This window comes from Enterococcus sp. C46, assembly GCF_040887565.1.
Lineage (GTDB): Bacteria > Bacillota > Bacilli > Lactobacillales > Enterococcaceae > Enterococcus_B > Enterococcus_B lactis.
On sequence record NZ_JBFOGA010000004.1, the window covers coordinates 103826 to 119081 of the forward strand.

The 15256-nt window shown below is 38.0% G+C and carries 14 protein-coding genes; all 14 read right to left on the reverse strand.

The genetic code is table 11. The annotated features are described in order from the left end of the window. Positions 1-5 precede the first annotated feature (5 nt). The 14 genes from AB3I27_RS08050 to AB3I27_RS08115 all read right to left on the reverse strand — a co-directional run bounded on the left by AB3I27_RS08050 (position 6) and on the right by AB3I27_RS08115 (position 15242). Positions 6-1592: a bifunctional 2-polyprenyl-6-hydroxyphenol methylase/3-demethylubiquinol 3-O-methyltransferase UbiG gene (locus tag AB3I27_RS08050; RefSeq protein WP_002289078.1), complete on the reverse strand. Its 1587-nt coding sequence runs from the start codon at positions 1590-1592 to the stop codon at positions 6-8. Beyond that, complete coding sequence (locus tag AB3I27_RS08055) at positions 1582-2802, reverse strand: ABC transporter ATP-binding protein (protein ID WP_002289079.1); 1221 nt, start codon at positions 2800-2802, stop codon at positions 1582-1584. The genes AB3I27_RS08050 and AB3I27_RS08055 overlap by 11 nt, the downstream gene beginning before the upstream one ends. 11 nt (positions 2803-2813) lie before the next feature. Next, entirely contained in the window at positions 2814-3620 is an 807-nt protein-coding gene (locus AB3I27_RS08060; RefSeq protein WP_002289081.1) for an ABC transporter permease, read from the reverse strand. Between the two features lie 208 nt (positions 3621-3828). Further along, on the reverse strand, positions 3829-5109 hold the full coding sequence (locus AB3I27_RS08065) for an EpaQ family protein (protein ID WP_002292878.1): 1281 nt from the start codon (positions 5107-5109) through the stop codon (positions 3829-3831). 43 nt (positions 5110-5152) lie between these two features. After that, positions 5153-7186: a hypothetical protein gene (locus tag AB3I27_RS08070; RefSeq protein ID WP_002320026.1), complete on the reverse strand. Its 2034-nt coding sequence runs from the start codon at positions 7184-7186 to the stop codon at positions 5153-5155. 34 nt (positions 7187-7220) lie between these two features. Next, entirely contained in the window at positions 7221-8072 is an 852-nt protein-coding gene (gene rfbD / locus AB3I27_RS08075; protein ID WP_002314207.1) for a dTDP-4-dehydrorhamnose reductase, read from the reverse strand. Between the two features lie 97 nt (positions 8073-8169). After that, complete coding sequence (gene rfbB, locus AB3I27_RS08080; protein ID WP_002292882.1) at positions 8170-9198, reverse strand: dTDP-glucose 4,6-dehydratase; 1029 nt, start codon at positions 9196-9198, stop codon at positions 8170-8172. 21 nt (positions 9199-9219) lie between these two features. Further along, positions 9220-9792: a dTDP-4-dehydrorhamnose 3,5-epimerase gene (gene rfbC, locus AB3I27_RS08085; protein ID WP_002292883.1), complete on the reverse strand. Its 573-nt coding sequence runs from the start codon at positions 9790-9792 to the stop codon at positions 9220-9222. Positions 9793-9805: 13 nt separating this feature from the next. Continuing rightward, positions 9806-10672, reverse strand: a complete 867-nt coding sequence (rfbA, locus tag AB3I27_RS08090) for a glucose-1-phosphate thymidylyltransferase RfbA (protein WP_002292884.1) — start codon at positions 10670-10672, stop codon at positions 9806-9808. Positions 10673-10771: 99 nt separating this feature from the next. Next, the gene (locus AB3I27_RS08095; RefSeq protein ID WP_002292885.1) at positions 10772-11479 is read right to left on the reverse strand and encodes a glycosyltransferase family 2 protein; all 708 of its coding nucleotides are present in this window, start codon (positions 11477-11479) and stop codon (positions 10772-10774) included. Between the two features lie 4 nt (positions 11480-11483). Continuing rightward, positions 11484-12311: a glycosyltransferase gene (locus AB3I27_RS08100; protein WP_002292886.1), complete on the reverse strand. Its 828-nt coding sequence runs from the start codon at positions 12309-12311 to the stop codon at positions 11484-11486. Beyond that, positions 12311-13111, reverse strand: coding sequence for a glycosyltransferase (locus AB3I27_RS08105; RefSeq protein ID WP_002292887.1), 801 nt, complete (start codon positions 13109-13111; stop codon positions 12311-12313). The genes AB3I27_RS08100 and AB3I27_RS08105 overlap by 1 nt, the downstream gene beginning before the upstream one ends. Beyond that, a complete protein-coding gene (locus AB3I27_RS08110; protein WP_002292888.1) occupies positions 13104-14243 on the reverse strand; it encodes an MraY family glycosyltransferase in 1140 nt (379 codons plus the stop codon). The genes AB3I27_RS08105 and AB3I27_RS08110 overlap by 8 nt, the downstream gene beginning before the upstream one ends. Before the next feature lie 75 nt (positions 14244-14318). Continuing rightward, positions 14319-15242, reverse strand: coding sequence for a YihY/virulence factor BrkB family protein (locus AB3I27_RS08115; protein WP_002292890.1), 924 nt, complete (start codon positions 15240-15242; stop codon positions 14319-14321). Positions 15243-15256 lie beyond the last annotated feature (14 nt).

A 15256-nucleotide genomic window follows, 5' to 3' on the forward strand; every position in this document is an offset into this window, starting at 1 on the left:
ATTATTTACATTTCAATGATCCATGATTGGCCATTTTGAGCTACTGCTTCCACTAAGAATGAACGTTCTTGCTCGCAAAGGATTCGTAACTCAAATCCCGCTTCTGTTCCTTTTGCGAGCTGTTCTGCTTGATTGACTTCTTCTCGTGAAACAGGAATTGCTTCGAAAAATGGCGATTGGTCAGCTGATAACTTATAGGACAAGGGCTGGCGATCCGAATTAGCGATTCCCCATCCGATGATTTTTAATATTTTTGTTTCTGCATCCCAGATTTTCTCGTCAATACATATAGAAAGTTCTTTTTCTTGGATTTTTTTCGAAGTTTCTTTCTTACGTCGTCCTAGTCTATGTTTTATTGTCCATTCATCACTTTCCAACAATGTGCAATAGCGATTTGTGGTTGTTTTTAACGTATGGTCTAGTCTTGTATTTTCCTCAAGAAGATGATGATTTTCTCTTTCTAATTCGTCATTTTTCTCAGAAAGCTGCTTTGTGACTTCAGCCATGGGACGAATCGTTTCCAACAATTCTTTCATTGTTGGTGTCAATTCCCCGATAAAGCGATAATGACAATGGATAGTCACTTCTTTCCCAGAAATATCCGTTAGAACGAACTCTGGTAATTCTTTCCCATCAAACAAATAACAATCATTTACTGTTTTGACTACAGCATTCGAATCGATAAATGTTAGTTTTTCTCCGGCAGCTTCTGCGCTGAATTCGATAAAGCTAGGTTGTTGCGCGAAGCGAAACACCATTCTTTCTGTTGTTTCTGATACGGGGAAACTTAGTGTCTCATTTTCCCCTGTGAAATTATTGAATGGTATTTGTTGGATTGTTTCATCTTGTTTCGTTTGCTGGGTTACTTCTAACACTTTTACATAATTAGAATTTTGTGGCTCTGCAATGGAACTTTGTGCTACTGGATGTTTCATCAATGAGAAAAAGTATTGGTAGACTTCACCAAATGGTCGCATTTTGAAATCATAGCGTACAGCTTCCGGCAATTCTTCATAAGTTGATTTTAATTCTGTATCACCTACAGCTAAGTACAAATAATCTTCAATATTAATGAATAATCCCGCTTTTTCAAAAACTTTTTGGAAGCCATCATGAGTATAAAAAGAATTATGGGTTTCATCTAGGAGACCATAAGAAGCCCACGGCAACTGGTTATTGAACAAATCGATCATGACAGAATTATGCGCCAAGTTAGGGAATGTAATCAGGATCTCTCCTTCTTCATTCAAAAATTCTCTGACTTTCTTCAATGTTTTTCCAGGATCTACCAAATGTTCTAAAACATCCGCAAACAAGACGTAATCAAATGTCTGTCCAGCATAATAGTTTGCCCACTCAAAACTTTCGATATCACCATAAAATCCATCTTGAGCAAATTCGCTGACAAAATCGAACAATTCCTTATCTAACTCAACAATGCTCACTTCACATTGTTTTGCTCCGATTAAATGTTTCGTTAATCGGCCGTTTCCGGGACCAAACTCTAAAACTTTACTTCCTGGTTTGATCTGTGCGGCAATTTTTCCCACACTGCTTTGTTCATCTAGGTCCATTTCAAAATCATATTTCATTGCTATGAGTCCCTTCTTCCCATTTATGGTCTAAGACCACGATGCCTTCTCCGATATAAGAACCGCTGACAAACAAGTTCATGTACTTTGTCTTATATACCAAAGGAACCGTTGCATTTTCTTCAAAGACCGCAACGTCAAAATAATATTCACCAGCTAACAAACCTAACTTTTCATACTCCAGATAAAAGATATTCTCTCCTTTTTTCCAAGGAATCTTGATACCATCTAGTAGAGTATTAAGTCCGCATACATAAAAATTGTCGACTGTTCGTAGCGCAATTCCTAAAACCGGATTTTTGATTGTATCATCTTTTACTTCATAAGTTACTTTAACGTATAGTTTTTCTCCTTGTTCCAGCATATCCACCGGATTTTTGTCTTTATCCAACAATTCCGCTTTCGTCACGTCGACGATATCTGGAGCGGCGAACCGTTCTACTTGGTTTTTATTCCGATCCACTGTTTTAACTGATTTTTTCTTTAAAAAGTTTTCATAATTCGTCGTTACTTCCATCGTATCGCCATATTCGACGACTTCTCCGTTTTTCAACCAATAGGAACGATCACAAAAACGACGAATCGAACTGATATCATGAGAAACGAATAAAATCGTCTTTCCCGAGTTCTTGATTTCTGTAAATTTTTCCATACATTTTAGTTGAAATTCAAGATCGCCTACTGCCAATGCTTCATCCACAATCAAAATATCGGGATTCACATTGATTGCTACAGCAAAAGCTAGACGAACGAACATCCCGCTTGAATAAGTTTTTACAGGTTGATAAATATGGTCTCCGATGTCAGCAAATTCAATGATATCATCGACCATTTCATCGACTTCTTCTCTTGAAAAGCCTAGTACCATTCCATTTAAATAGATATTTTCATAGCCAGAATACTCAGGATTGAATCCTGAACCTAGTTCTAGCAAAGCAGAGATTTTCCCTTCGATTTCCATCGTACCGGATGTTGGTGTCAGTACCCCTGTAATGATTTTCAACATCGTAGATTTTCCGGATCCGTTTTCTCCAACGAAACCGATCATCTCACCTTTTTTTATTTCTACATTCACGTTTTTCAACGCATAAAACACATCATGATAGGATTTCTTAAAAGGATTAAGAGCTTCACGAAATCGATCCGACGGTTTTGCGTACATATTATAAGATTTTGTGATATCTTTTAGTCTAATTGCATATTCTGTCATAGCTATTCTCCTTACAGCACATCTGAAAAATGTGGTTTCAATCTACGGAACACTGCAGAGCCGATTACGAACATTACTAACGTGAACACCCAGAAATACAAAGTATATGTTCCATGCTCCCAGAACCAAGCTTCACTTAAAAACGACTCACGATAGCCTTGAACAACATAGTACAGCGGATTTAATTTCAATATGCTTACAAGACCTGAGTCAAACTGGTTCGGGCTCCATAATATCGGCAATGTCCACATAATCAACTGCAGGACGATCGTAATCAATTGCATGATGTCTGGTAAAAATGGTTGGATGGATGCTGTCAGCCAAGTCAATCCTGTCAAGAAAGCACACATGCAAAATAGATAGTAAATCAGCTGTAAAGACATGGCTGAAGGATATATACCATTTATAAGCGCAACAGCTATGCCAATCAGAATGAAGAATAAATGGGTGTACAGATTAGATAGGATTTTCGTCGTGGGCAAGATACGAATATTGAATACGACTTTCTTTACTAAATAAGTATATTCCCGAAAAACAACCGTAGTTGATGCAAAGGCATCAGAGAAGAAGAACCAAGGAATCATCCCTGTAACTAAATATACGATAAATGGGTATTTTGCATCGATCATTTGTGCTTTCAATCCAACGCCAAATACCAGCCAATAAATCAATACAGTAAATAATGGATTGATAAACGCCCATAAGATTCCTAAAAACGATCCTGCATATCTTGATTTGAAGTCATTGATCGAAAACTGTAGCAGTAATTTTCTGTTCTGATAAATGTCCTTCATAAATAAATACAAATCTTTAAACATTTGTGTTCCTCCAAGCGATTTCAGTGAATTACAGTCAAGTGCCATTTTACCATATTTTTGGTACCGAGCTGCGTTCTTATTTATTTCTTAATTTTCTATGATACAAGATTTTCTCTAACGTTTCTATTTTACAGAAGATGCTAGACAATTGCAATAAACCAAAAAAGGCTGCGACGGTTGTCACAGCCTCTCTCGTATTTTGCGCCTATCAATGATAGCGTTGGATCCTGGAAGAATGAGCGCTATCTGGTTGTTCCTCATAACTTGGATCTCCAGCATTCATGTCGTCATATGGCTCTTCTATGTCATAGTATTCTTCCATAACTTTCGTTTCGTCATAGCGATGAACGGCCATAGCCAACAGGATATAAATAATCGGAACCCACGGGTATGAAGTCAATGTATCCTCCATAAATGACTGCATCATCACCGCAAAAAAGGCCCAGATAAAAGTCATCTGCCCGTTGGATAAATCTGCTTTCAACGTTAAGCGACCAATAAAAAGGATAAGCAGCAAAGCAGCAATTCCAAACCCTATTAACCCATAGATATTCAAAATAGAATTATAACTATTGTGGTTTCCTAAAAATTGGTTTCCTCGTTGGAAGATGAATGTTTTCATCCCAAGTAAAACTTGCTCAGATTTTTCTCCTAGCGTCTGATAGAATTTATGCCAAATATCTTCTCGACCGGTAAACAAATTGACTTTTTCGGAAACAGCGGCTAGATAAGAAATCGGTAAAGCTAAAAGAATCGTAGCCGTATAGGCAATAAACGGCGCACGAATGACACGCATCAATGATTTAGGGAAAAGATCCAATATCGCAAAAACAATCAATGCAACTAATGCGCCTCTTGATTGACAGACCCAAATGCCTAAAAAGGCTGCAACGACTGCTATCGCACCGATGATACGAACATACCACCGTTCAAAAGAACTGGCAAATCCGCTGATCAATAAAGCAAGAGTCATCAAAGAACTTCCGATTGTATTCGTATTGATCCAAATATCAGAAAGCGAATTGCCTGGAGTCCAGATGCTTTGTCCTTCTGGTACTTGGATCTCTGTAAATACACGATATAATGTGATTCCGAGGAAGACCGTAAAGACAAGCAGATAAATACCGCGATCCCATTTTGTCCACTCAATCCATTTAATTACTAAACAAAATAAAATAATCAAAGGAAACAGTAAATCTCCAAATAAAGACTCATTTCTTAATTCCCGAAAGTAAGAAAAGAAAATGAAAAGTGCAAGCGCAACACCTAGATAAAGAAAATCGACGCCTTTTGCTTTATAAACATTTAAAATGAGCAAAATAGCCACACTAAAAGTGATAAGTAGCGAACTGTTGTTATATATAAACAAAGTGGTTGGGAAGCTTAATCCTGCTGTCCAAACAGAAAAGACCAGCGTCAGCAACAAAAGCAAGAAACCAGCACTCATTTTGTTGACAAATTTTTGTACGATTGCTTGAATTATCTCCACTCTCCTTTCTAATAATACTTCAGGGTTATTCTCAGCTAGCCCATTACTGTAAGACTAGCTGATTTTCCTGAGTTTGTGTTTGTGGTACATCTGGATAATCCGGATATTCTACTTTAAAAATCATATAACCGTCTTTGTCCGGTCCATATAGTTGTGTGAATTGAGCTTCATATAACTGATTGTAATCAGTTAACGGTCGCTTACTGATTACATAGTTGATCCCTAATTTTTCTGCGTCTTCAAAATTCAACGTGACCGAGAACATATCTGGACGATCTAAAATGAACTTTGTATCTTCCTTAGCGATAAAAGCTCTTGTGTGAGCATACCGATTATAATACTTCTCATGTTCTTCTTTTGGATCGATTTTCTTCCATGCAGCCATATCTGGATAAAAGCGGACTGTATTGAAAGATTTCACACCCAAAGTTGGGGTGAAATTATACAGTTCATCTTCAGTCAACCAGACTTTGCCAGGATCTTGTTGATCGATTTTTCGGATTTCTTTTGCCAGTGTTTTTTCAAAAATCGCTCCAGTACCTTCTACGACTGGATTGACAAAGAAACCAGATGCGATGATCACGGCGGTAAAAGCAAGATAAAACGAGCGTCTCCAGCCAAATAATGCAAAAGCTAGAATCACTGTTCCCAACACAGCAACTGCGATGGTTTCGAAATCTGAAAAATAATTATCCATCTTCGAATGAGTAATTGCATAGAAATAAGACCATGCGTTTACTGCCAGTAAAATGAATTTATACCAAATAGGAATAACATCTTCTCTCCAAATATAAGCGATGAACCAAATTGATAATAGGCAAGCCGCAAAACTAAAAGTAAGGATGGCTCTTAAAGGAGGAACATAAGACAGCAGAGTAATTTCTGCTAGCCATTTTGGCAATCCAACGGTAATCCAAAAGATAGAAAACAGACAAAAAATCATCAAAATACGTCCCAATAACTTTTGTTCACTATCTTTTTTGCCAAATAACACAAATGGACTGGCTAGGAATACAGTCGGAAAGAAGTGATAGAACAAAGCCACTTCAGAGTTATTCGAATAGTTGATGTCTTCAAAAGGGATTTTCCAGTTTGTCAGGAAAGAAAAAAATTCGCCAATCGTCCACTTTCCACCGGTGCTGACTCGTTTTCCTGGATATAAGGTATCCAAAGAAGCTAACAATGCGTCTTTTGACGTCAACCAGAAATGAACCATGACTCCGCCAATAAATAAAACTGCCCCTCCAATCAACACTACATCCAACAGATCCCAAGAAATTTTCTTGCTGTAGTAAATAAGCAGGCCAACAAAATAAAAAATCAGCAAGTACGCTAGCATCACTTGATGGGCTGGGTAAATCACTAAAATAAACCCAATACCGAAAATAACTACCAAAAGCATCATCAACGTTCGTAGCCATTTTTTATCATGATTGTAGAAATAATGATAAAAAGCAGTCATCAATCCCAAAGTAAAGAAAATCAAATCGCCCACATGCTGCATGAACCACCACTGGACTGCGGGAGAAAATGTCAGCGCAAATGCACCGATCAGCGATAGAGCTTTTTTTCTCTTCGTTAATATCATCAGTACTTCGAATCCAAGCAAGACCATGACGACTAATTTCATCGCCCAATAAAAGGAAAGGCCTCGATCTCTTCCGAGGAAAAAGAATCCCCAGTTGAATGGTTTTCCGATAACCGTAATATCCTTTACAGGAGAATTATACGCAATGATCATGTTTTGTCCGTTCAGTGAATAATCTTCGTTCACCAACGGAAAGTCCTCTTCAGCTTGTGAGAGGTAAAAAGGTGTCTGCACCAGCCATTCATCTGACCGTACTTCCCGATTCTGTCCAAAAATCACATCAGTTTTTTTCCCATCGTCTCTTTGCGACACATATTTATCCCAAACACCAAGTGAACTTCCGTTTAAATTAAAAGTAACAATGACCACGATGACTAAAACGCCAATAAGGTATCGGAGTTTTAGAAACAGGTCAAGCACCAAATTCGAATCTGCCTGATTCGCTTTTGGTTTTTCTTTTCGTCGTGCACTTCTTGTTTGTTTTTCCATATCATGCTCCAAATTCTATTTGATAAAAAGGAAATTACTTATTCATTTTTTTGGCAGCTTCCAGCATTTGCGCAAGTGCTTCTTGCCAAGTTGGTATGACAAATCCTAACGCTTCTGTCTTTTTCAGGCTCATGACTGAATACTGCGGACGCGTTGCTTTTTGTGGAAATTCTTCCGATGTAACAGGCGCTACTTCCACATCTGTATCTTTCAATATTTCTTTGGCAAATTCATACCAAGAACAGCTATTTTCGTTCGACAAATGATAAATACCGAATGGTGCTTTTTCTTCGATGACATATACCATAAATTCTGCCAAAGTACGTGTCCAAGTTGGCCGCCCGAACTGGTCATTTACTACAGTCAGTTTGTCGCGGGTTTCCGCTAGGCGTTGCATCGTGAAGACGAAATTGTGTCCATAAATCCCGAAAACCCAAGAAGTTCGTATGATATAATAGTCTTCTAAAATCTCTTCTACTGCTTTTTCACCTAATAATTTCGTACGACCATATTCATTTAGTGGATTCGTTTGGTCATCTACTTCGTACTCTACATTTTTGTTTTTTCCATCGAAGACATAGTCTGTACTGATATAGACGAATTGAGCATTCACAGCTTTTGCTGCAAGTGCTACATTTCTTGTGCCATCGACATTGATTTTCTCATCTAATTCTTTTGCTTCATCTTCTGCTTTATCTACTGCTGTGTAAGCTGCGCAATGGAAAATAACATCCGGTTTTAATTCTGTAATATAAGCCATTGTTTTCTCGGCATCTGTGATATCCAAGTCTTTTGCATCTGTTGAAACATATGGCAGATTTTTTTCATCTAATAAATGACGCAATTCTGTACCTAATTGTCCATTTCCTCCAGTTAATAAAAACATATGGTTATCCGCTCCTTGATTTTTATTTTAAAAAAGAGACAGGCGAGCGCCTGCCTCACATGTGTTTTTCCATTAATACAGTGAAATTTCCTCTGTATTATTGTCCATTTTTGGCATATGCTGCTTCAACGGCCTCTTTTTCTTTTTTCCACCAGTCTTCATGTTCTTCGTACCATTTGATCGTGTCAGCCAACCCATCACGGAAGTTCGTAAACTCAGGCTGCCAACCTAGCTCTTCTCGCAATTTTGTCGAATCGATTGCATAACGCAAATCGTGCCCTGCACGGTCGTTTACATGGTCGTATGCGTCTTTTGGTTGACCCATCATTTCTAAGATCAATTCCATCACGGTCTTATTATCTTCTTCGCCGTCCGCACCGATCAGATAGGTTTCGCCAATTCTGCCTTTTGTCAAGATCAACCACACTGCTGAAGAATGATCATTTGTATGGATCCAGTCACGAACATTTTTCCCTTCACCGTATAGTTTTGGACGAATACCGCTTAAAATGTTCGTTACTTGGCGAGGTATAAATTTTTCAATATGCTGGTAAGGACCATAGTTGTTTGAACAATTTGAAATAGTTGCACGTAAGCCAAAAGAACGTACCCACGCTTTTACTAACAGATCTGAACCAGCTTTTGTAGAAGAATATGGGCTTGAAGGATTATATGGTGTTTCGGCAGTGAATTTTTCTCCTTCGCCTTCTCCATGTCCCGGTAGGTCTTCACGTAATGGAAGATCTCCGTAAACCTCGTCAGTAGATACGTGATGGTAGCGTACATCATACTTGCGGCAAGCTTCTAAAAGTGTATACGTACCAATGATATTCGTTTGTACAAATGGGAAAGGATCTTTTAATGAATTATCGTTATGGGATTCTGCCGCGTAATGAACAACTGCATCCGCTTCTTTTACTAGACGGTCCACTAATTCTGCATCTGCAACATCTCCTACGACTAATTCTACGCGATCGCTAGGAAGTCCAGCCAAGTTCTCTTTGTTTCCTGCATAAGTCAGTTTATCCAAAACAGTGACATGCACTTCTGGATGATTGTTTACCACGTAATGAACGAAATTAGAGCCGATGAATCCGGCACCTCCGGTAACAATGATGTTTTTCATAAGAAAATTTCTCCTTAATTCTTAGATTTCTCCGTAAACAAATGGATTTTCTGCTTCAAATTCTTTTAATGTCGGATGACGGTGATCTTTTTCCGACATAATCGCTCTTGATGGATCAATTGGCCAATCAATCGCTAAATCTGGATCATCAAATGCGATGCCTCCATCTGCTTCTGCATTATAGTAATTATCACACTTGTAAAGGAAGTTCACGTTTGGTGTCAAAGTAACGAATCCATGTGCATATCCTTTAGGTACAAGCAACTGACGATGATTATGTTCAGATAAGATAAATCCGTCCCATTGACCATAAGTCGGGCTGCCTTTGCGGATGTCCACTACTACGTCTAAAACTGCTCCAGTAACCACACGAATCAATTTTGTCTGTGCAGCTTCTCCTTTTTGGAAATGGAGCCCCCGAAGAACACCAGCTTCAGCAGATAACGAATGATTGTCTTGAACAAAGTCATAATCTAATCCATGTTCTGCAAATTTTGCTTTTGAATAGCTTTCTGTAAAAAAACCGCGATGGTCGCCAAAGACATCCATTTCCACGATTTTTACATCTGTTAATTTTGTATCTGTTACTTTCATCTGTAGGAACTCCTTATTCAGCGGCCAAATTCAATAAATATTGACCGTATTGATTTTTTTTCAAAGGCTGTGCAAGGGCTAGCAGTTGTTCTTTATCAATGTAGCCCATACGGTAAGCAATTTCTTCCAAACAAGCCACTTTTAAATTCTGACGTTTTTCAATCGTTTCGATAAAGGTAGATGCTTCAAGCAATGATTCATGTGTTCCTGTATCAAGCCAAGCAAATCCGCGTCCCATAAGTTCTACAGATAATTTTCCTTTATCCAAATATGCTTTATTGACATCTGTGATTTCTAATTCTCCACGTTCTGACGGTTTGATTCCTTTAGCAATAGAAATCACCTCATTGTCATAAAAATAAAGGCCAGTTACTGCGTAATTTGATTTTGGCTGAGCAGGCTTTTCTTCAATCGACAAAGCTTGCATATTCTCATCAAATTCTACTACACCAAAGCGTTCTGGATCATTGACATGATAGCCAAATACTGTCGCGCCTGCATCTTTTGAAGCTGCTCGTTGCAACATTTTAGACAGACCGCCACCGTAGTAAATATTGTCTCCTAATACCAAGCAGACACTATCATCTCCAATAAATTCTTCTCCAATGATAAATGCTTGTGCCAATCCATCTGGACTTTCTTGTACTGCATATTCGATCTGCAGTCCTAAATCATTTCCGTTTCCAAACAATTCCTTGAAACGTGGTGTATCTTGTGGCGTTGAAATAATCAGAATTTCTTTGATTCCCGCCAACATCAGAGTAGACATTGGATAATAAATCATTGGTTTGTCATAAATCGGCATCAATTGTTTCGATGTTGCCTTTGTTAAAGGGTACAGACGTGTTCCGCTGCCCCCAGCAAGAATGATTCCCTTCATGGATATATGCTCTCCTTTTTGATTTCAAATTTCACTTTGCTATTATCTCATCAATCGTTATATTTGTCATGGAAATATTAAGGATTTAAACATCTTTTATCAACGTTTAAACCATTTTCGTTTGATCAACGCCGTAATCAGATGAACACGCCAGGAAATTTTTTGGCGTAATTTAGAATGCGTTTCAATCTCACTCGCATTTAAATCATGTCTTCGATACAGTGTCAAAGGTTCTCTCAGAAACCCAGTCTTCCTTCCTCCCAACAAACCGATCCACATGTCATGCATAGGCACTTCTGAGGGAATCGGCAAAATATCGGATTTCAACGAAGAGCGAAAAGCCATACCTGCACCAATATAATGACTTCGTATCACATTATTGACCCATCCTTCTTTGGAATTTCGGAATGAAAAATAGGAAGCATGGATCTCTTGCAGCTTACTGTTCACAATGATCAAATCTGAAACGACTACTAACTGATCCGGATGCTGTTCAAAATAGTCAGTGATTTTTTTCACTTTTGTCTCTAACCAAACATCATCTTGATCTGCCAAAAAGATTAGCTCTCCTTTTGTCTGCTGGATCGCATAGCCAAAATTAGCGATCAACCCTTGACGAGGTCCTGAAAAAAGCTTTATCCGTCTATCTTTTTCTGCGTATTCAGTCAATATATCCCATGTATCATCTACTGACCCATCATCAGAAATAATCACTTCATCTTCTGCTGAAAGCTGAGATAAAATACTATCCAACTGCTCTCTTAAATATCTGCCCCCATTAAAGGTAGCTATACAAACCGAACGCACGAATTCACACCTTCCAATTCTTAACATATGAGCGCAAAGTCATCCGCCAGATATGCCGGTTTTTGACGGTCAAAAACTGTTTAACTGTTCTTAACAATAATTGTTGTCGGTGACTGGATAAATGTCTTTGATCATATTCATGATAAAATCGATTTTCTGCTTGTAAAATAGAACGGTATCTATTGCTTGTAACTTTTTCATAGTCTAATACCGAAAGATCATGTTCCAGTCGTACTGGTAATATCTCCACCATTTTTTCCAACTGATTCACTTTCCAAAACAGCCAATGGTCCAAAAAATCTAAAGAAAAAGCAGGATTAAACCCGCCAATCTTTTTTAGAAATTTGACAGACCATGCCACACCTGAATTGATTGCCATGATTCTTTCAGCTGTCGTACCGTCTACTTCTACTGCTTGTGCTGTACGATTGATATAATGATTTGAATAGACGGGAGAAACTTGCCGTCCCCCAGAAAAAATCATCGGAACTGCAGCAACACATTCATCTGTAAAAGCTACCTTACGCAAGATTTCAAAATAGTCGTCGACTAGCCTCGTATCCTGATCCAATGTAACGATACAACGTGTTCTTTCATTTGCTTGAGACAACGCATAATTATAAGCCGCCGCTAATCCAGGGTTTTGCGGATCATGATAGTAAATGGTGTTTTCTTTTTCAAACAGCTCATTTTGCTGTCTTTGAGGACTATTATCGTAAATAACAAGCTGAATATGCTTTTCGCTAAGTGCTTTGCTTAATGGTTCATAAGTTGGAGATTGGCTGAATAGTTGCTGATATAGCACGACTACTACTACTATTTCTGGTTTCATCAGAAAAAACGCCACCCCCACTTATTGAAAAATTTCATCATAGAAGTCAAAAACACACGAAAAAGTTTTGCATTTCGATGTGCACCCTTTCCATAAAAATGGACGACTGCATAAAAGGGTGTGTACAATAATTTGTAACCTGCTTTTTCAAAACTCAAGCACAAGTCATTATCTTCAAAGTACATGAAGAAACGCTCATCAAATCCCCTTATCTCTTTAAATTTATCAATATCAGCTACCATAAAACTGCCCGAGATCATTCGCACATAACTATCAACATCAGTGGGCAAGCCACGGCATTCAAAGACAGCTAGCCGTTTATCAAACCTTTTTTTGACCCATTTGAAAGGCACAAAGCGCAAAACATAATCAAAAACAGCCAGCCGCTCACGAATGAGGTGCTGAGTGGTCCCATCTTCATTAAGAATCTTAGGTGCTAACATCGCGCATTCGGGATGTTCTTTCAGTAACAACACCAATGCTGTAACTGTTTCTTCATCCACTAAAATATCTGGATTACAAATAATGCCATAGTGGCAATCGCTCTTCAGCAGATTGTGATTATGTCCATAACCGAATCCGGAATTTTCATCATGAAAATAGATTTCGATATACGGATATGTCACATATTCTTTTAGTCTGCTTTTATATTCCGGAAGGGAGTTGTTGTCAAAAATCCGAATTTTTATCGCTGTTTCATCTTTTACAGTGGAAATAAAATTATCTAGTGTCCGAAAAATCTTATCACTGTTCGCCGTTACAATACTAATAAGAATTGGCTGGTTTAATTTGTTATTCATCTATATGACGGTTCCATTTCTTCAAATATTTCTGTTTTACTTGCGTACGATACTCTTTATTCCCTAAAAATCGCAATGTTTTTAAAATAAACTGATGTTTCTCGTTAATCAGACCAATCAATTCAAATAATAAAATTGCAGCAAATAGCATAGCAATAATCAATACAATCGTTCCGATTCTTCCAGTATAATTCATGACCATAGCTGTGAAAGAAAACATCAAAGCCATCGCATAAATCGTCAGGACGGCACCTTTATGAGTAAATCCTAAACTGATTAGTCGGTGATGAAGATGTTTTTTATCTGCTGTAGAAAAAGAAACACGGTTTGCTTTTCTTCTAATGATAGCAAAAAACGTATCTGTTACCGGAACGCCCATGACGATCAGTAGAGAAATTGACGAAACAAAAGTTACGTTCTTCAGCCCTTGTAGTGAAAGGACGGCCATCATGAACCCTAAGAATAACGCTCCTGTATCGCCTAAATAAATCTTTGCCGGATAAAAATTGTACGGGAAAAATCCGATAATACTTGCTACAAGACAGAAAATAACGACCGGGATGTACACTGTGGAAGCATGAAGGAAAAAATACCCAATGATGCCTATCGTGATTAAACCAATCAATGAAATCCCTGCCGCTAACCCGTCTAAACCGTCAATCAGATTGACTGCGTTCGTGATACCGAAGATCCAAAAAATCGTTACAGGGAAACTAAGCCATCCTAATTGAACATAGCCAATAAAAGGAAGCGTAAAGGAATCAATACGTATATCTGCTACAAAATAAATAATAAGAGAGGCAAGCAAGATCCCTACACTCTTTTGTTTAGGCGTCAACTCAAATTTATCATCGAGTACTCCTGTGACGATGATCACCAAAGAAGCGAGCAAGATCGGCACAATATACGATTGTGGAATGATTTTACGGAATAAGAATAAAGTCGATATAACAAATGAAATAAAAATGGGCAGTCCGCCTGCGGAAGGCATTGGAACTTTGTTTATCCTTCTTTCATTTGGTTTGTCGACCATACCCGTTTGTACTGAAATGATTTTAAATACAGGTGTTAATATCAGTGATAATAAAATTGTCAGAAAAAATCTTATAACCATACTAAAAGAAACAAGCATATGGGCACCTACTTTAATTAAGAGTCATAATTATTATAAATTACTGATATAAATTTACAATAAGAACTCTTGTTTCTACTTTTTTTTATGAGAAAATTTAGCTTTCAATTTATTGAACCATTTTCGGCTTGGATCTCGACGTTTTTTGATTTGATGTCCCGTCACGTATTCTTGAACAACTGCATTGATGATTCCGCCCAAAATGATGATCGTAGCAGCAAAATTAAGCCAAAGCATGAGGACAATAAAACTTCCTATGATCTGATAACCGCTGATCCTCGTTGCAAAATATCTGGCATAGATACTAAACACTTGTGATAACAGCATCCAGCCGACGGTAGCGAAGATCGTACCTGGAATAATCGTCTTCAACTTCAACTGAGCATTAGGGACAATTAAATAAATCAAGAACATGATGACAAATAAAGCCACCAATGTGATTGGCCATTTCAAGGTTTGGAACTGATCAATAAAGTTCACAGGTATTTGTACAATCGGTTGGATAGCATCTAAAATCAGCTGTCCTAAACCAAGAACGATAGTTACTCCACTAATGGCAATCATGAACAAGACGATTACGATCAGCGAGAAGAAGCGAACGATCAAAAAATTTTTTCTATTTTCTACGCCATACGCTTTATTCATCGCAATTTGTAAAGCGTTAATACTTTGACTGGCAGACCACAAGGCCGCTAAAGCAGAAACGGATAGCAAACCGCCTGAACTTTGTGTCAAAAGGTCCTTGATTGCAGGACCAATAAACTGGTAAACGGTCTCAGGAATCACTTCTCGTAAATAGGTCAGCACAGTCTCTTGATCGATATGGAGAAACGGCAAAATATTACCAAAAGCAATAATCAATGGAAATAAAGACAAGAGTAAATAATAAGCAACGACAACCGAGGTCGTACTCATTTCTGAATCAGTGATGCGCTTTTGAGTCGTCTCAATAAAGCGCATCAGATTTTCATTTTGTTTTATTTTGTTCCAAACTTTCATGTACCTCTCCCGTA

What these genes read in the sequence shown, in the direction of transcription:
- AB3I27_RS08060 (WP_002289081.1), bottom strand. Translation starts at nt 3,620, where the DNA reads ATGTTTAAAGATTTGTATTTATTTATGAAGGACATTTATCAGAACAGA.
- AB3I27_RS08100 (WP_002292886.1), bottom strand. Translation starts at nt 12,311, where the DNA reads ATGAAACCAGAAATAGTAGTAGTAGTCGTGCTATATCAGCAACTATTC.
- AB3I27_RS08050 (WP_002289078.1), bottom strand. Translation starts at nt 1,592, where the DNA reads ATGAAATATGATTTTGAAATGGACCTAGATGAACAAAGCAGTGTGGGA.
- rfbB (WP_002292882.1), bottom strand. Translation starts at nt 9,198, where the DNA reads ATGAAAAACATCATTGTTACCGGAGGTGCCGGATTCATCGGCTCTAAT.
- rfbC (WP_002292883.1), bottom strand. Translation starts at nt 9,792, where the DNA reads ATGAAAGTAACAGATACAAAATTAACAGATGTAAAAATCGTGGAAATG.
- AB3I27_RS08070 (WP_002320026.1), bottom strand. Translation starts at nt 7,186, where the DNA reads ATGGAAAAACAAACAAGAAGTGCACGACGAAAAGAAAAACCAAAAGCG.
- rfbD (WP_002314207.1), bottom strand. Translation starts at nt 8,072, where the DNA reads ATGTTTTTATTAACTGGAGGAAATGGACAATTAGGTACAGAATTGCGT.
- AB3I27_RS08110 (WP_002292888.1), bottom strand. Translation starts at nt 14,243, where the DNA reads ATGCTTGTTTCTTTTAGTATGGTTATAAGATTTTTTCTGACAATTTTA.
- rfbA (WP_002292884.1), bottom strand. Translation starts at nt 10,672, where the DNA reads ATGAAGGGAATCATTCTTGCTGGGGGCAGCGGAACACGTCTGTACCCT.
- AB3I27_RS08055 (WP_002289079.1), bottom strand. Translation starts at nt 2,802, where the DNA reads ATGACAGAATATGCAATTAGACTAAAAGATATCACAAAATCTTATAAT.
- AB3I27_RS08115 (WP_002292890.1), bottom strand. Translation starts at nt 15,242, where the DNA reads ATGAAAGTTTGGAACAAAATAAAACAAAATGAAAATCTGATGCGCTTT.
- AB3I27_RS08105 (WP_002292887.1), bottom strand. Translation starts at nt 13,111, where the DNA reads ATGAATAACAAATTAAACCAGCCAATTCTTATTAGTATTGTAACGGCG.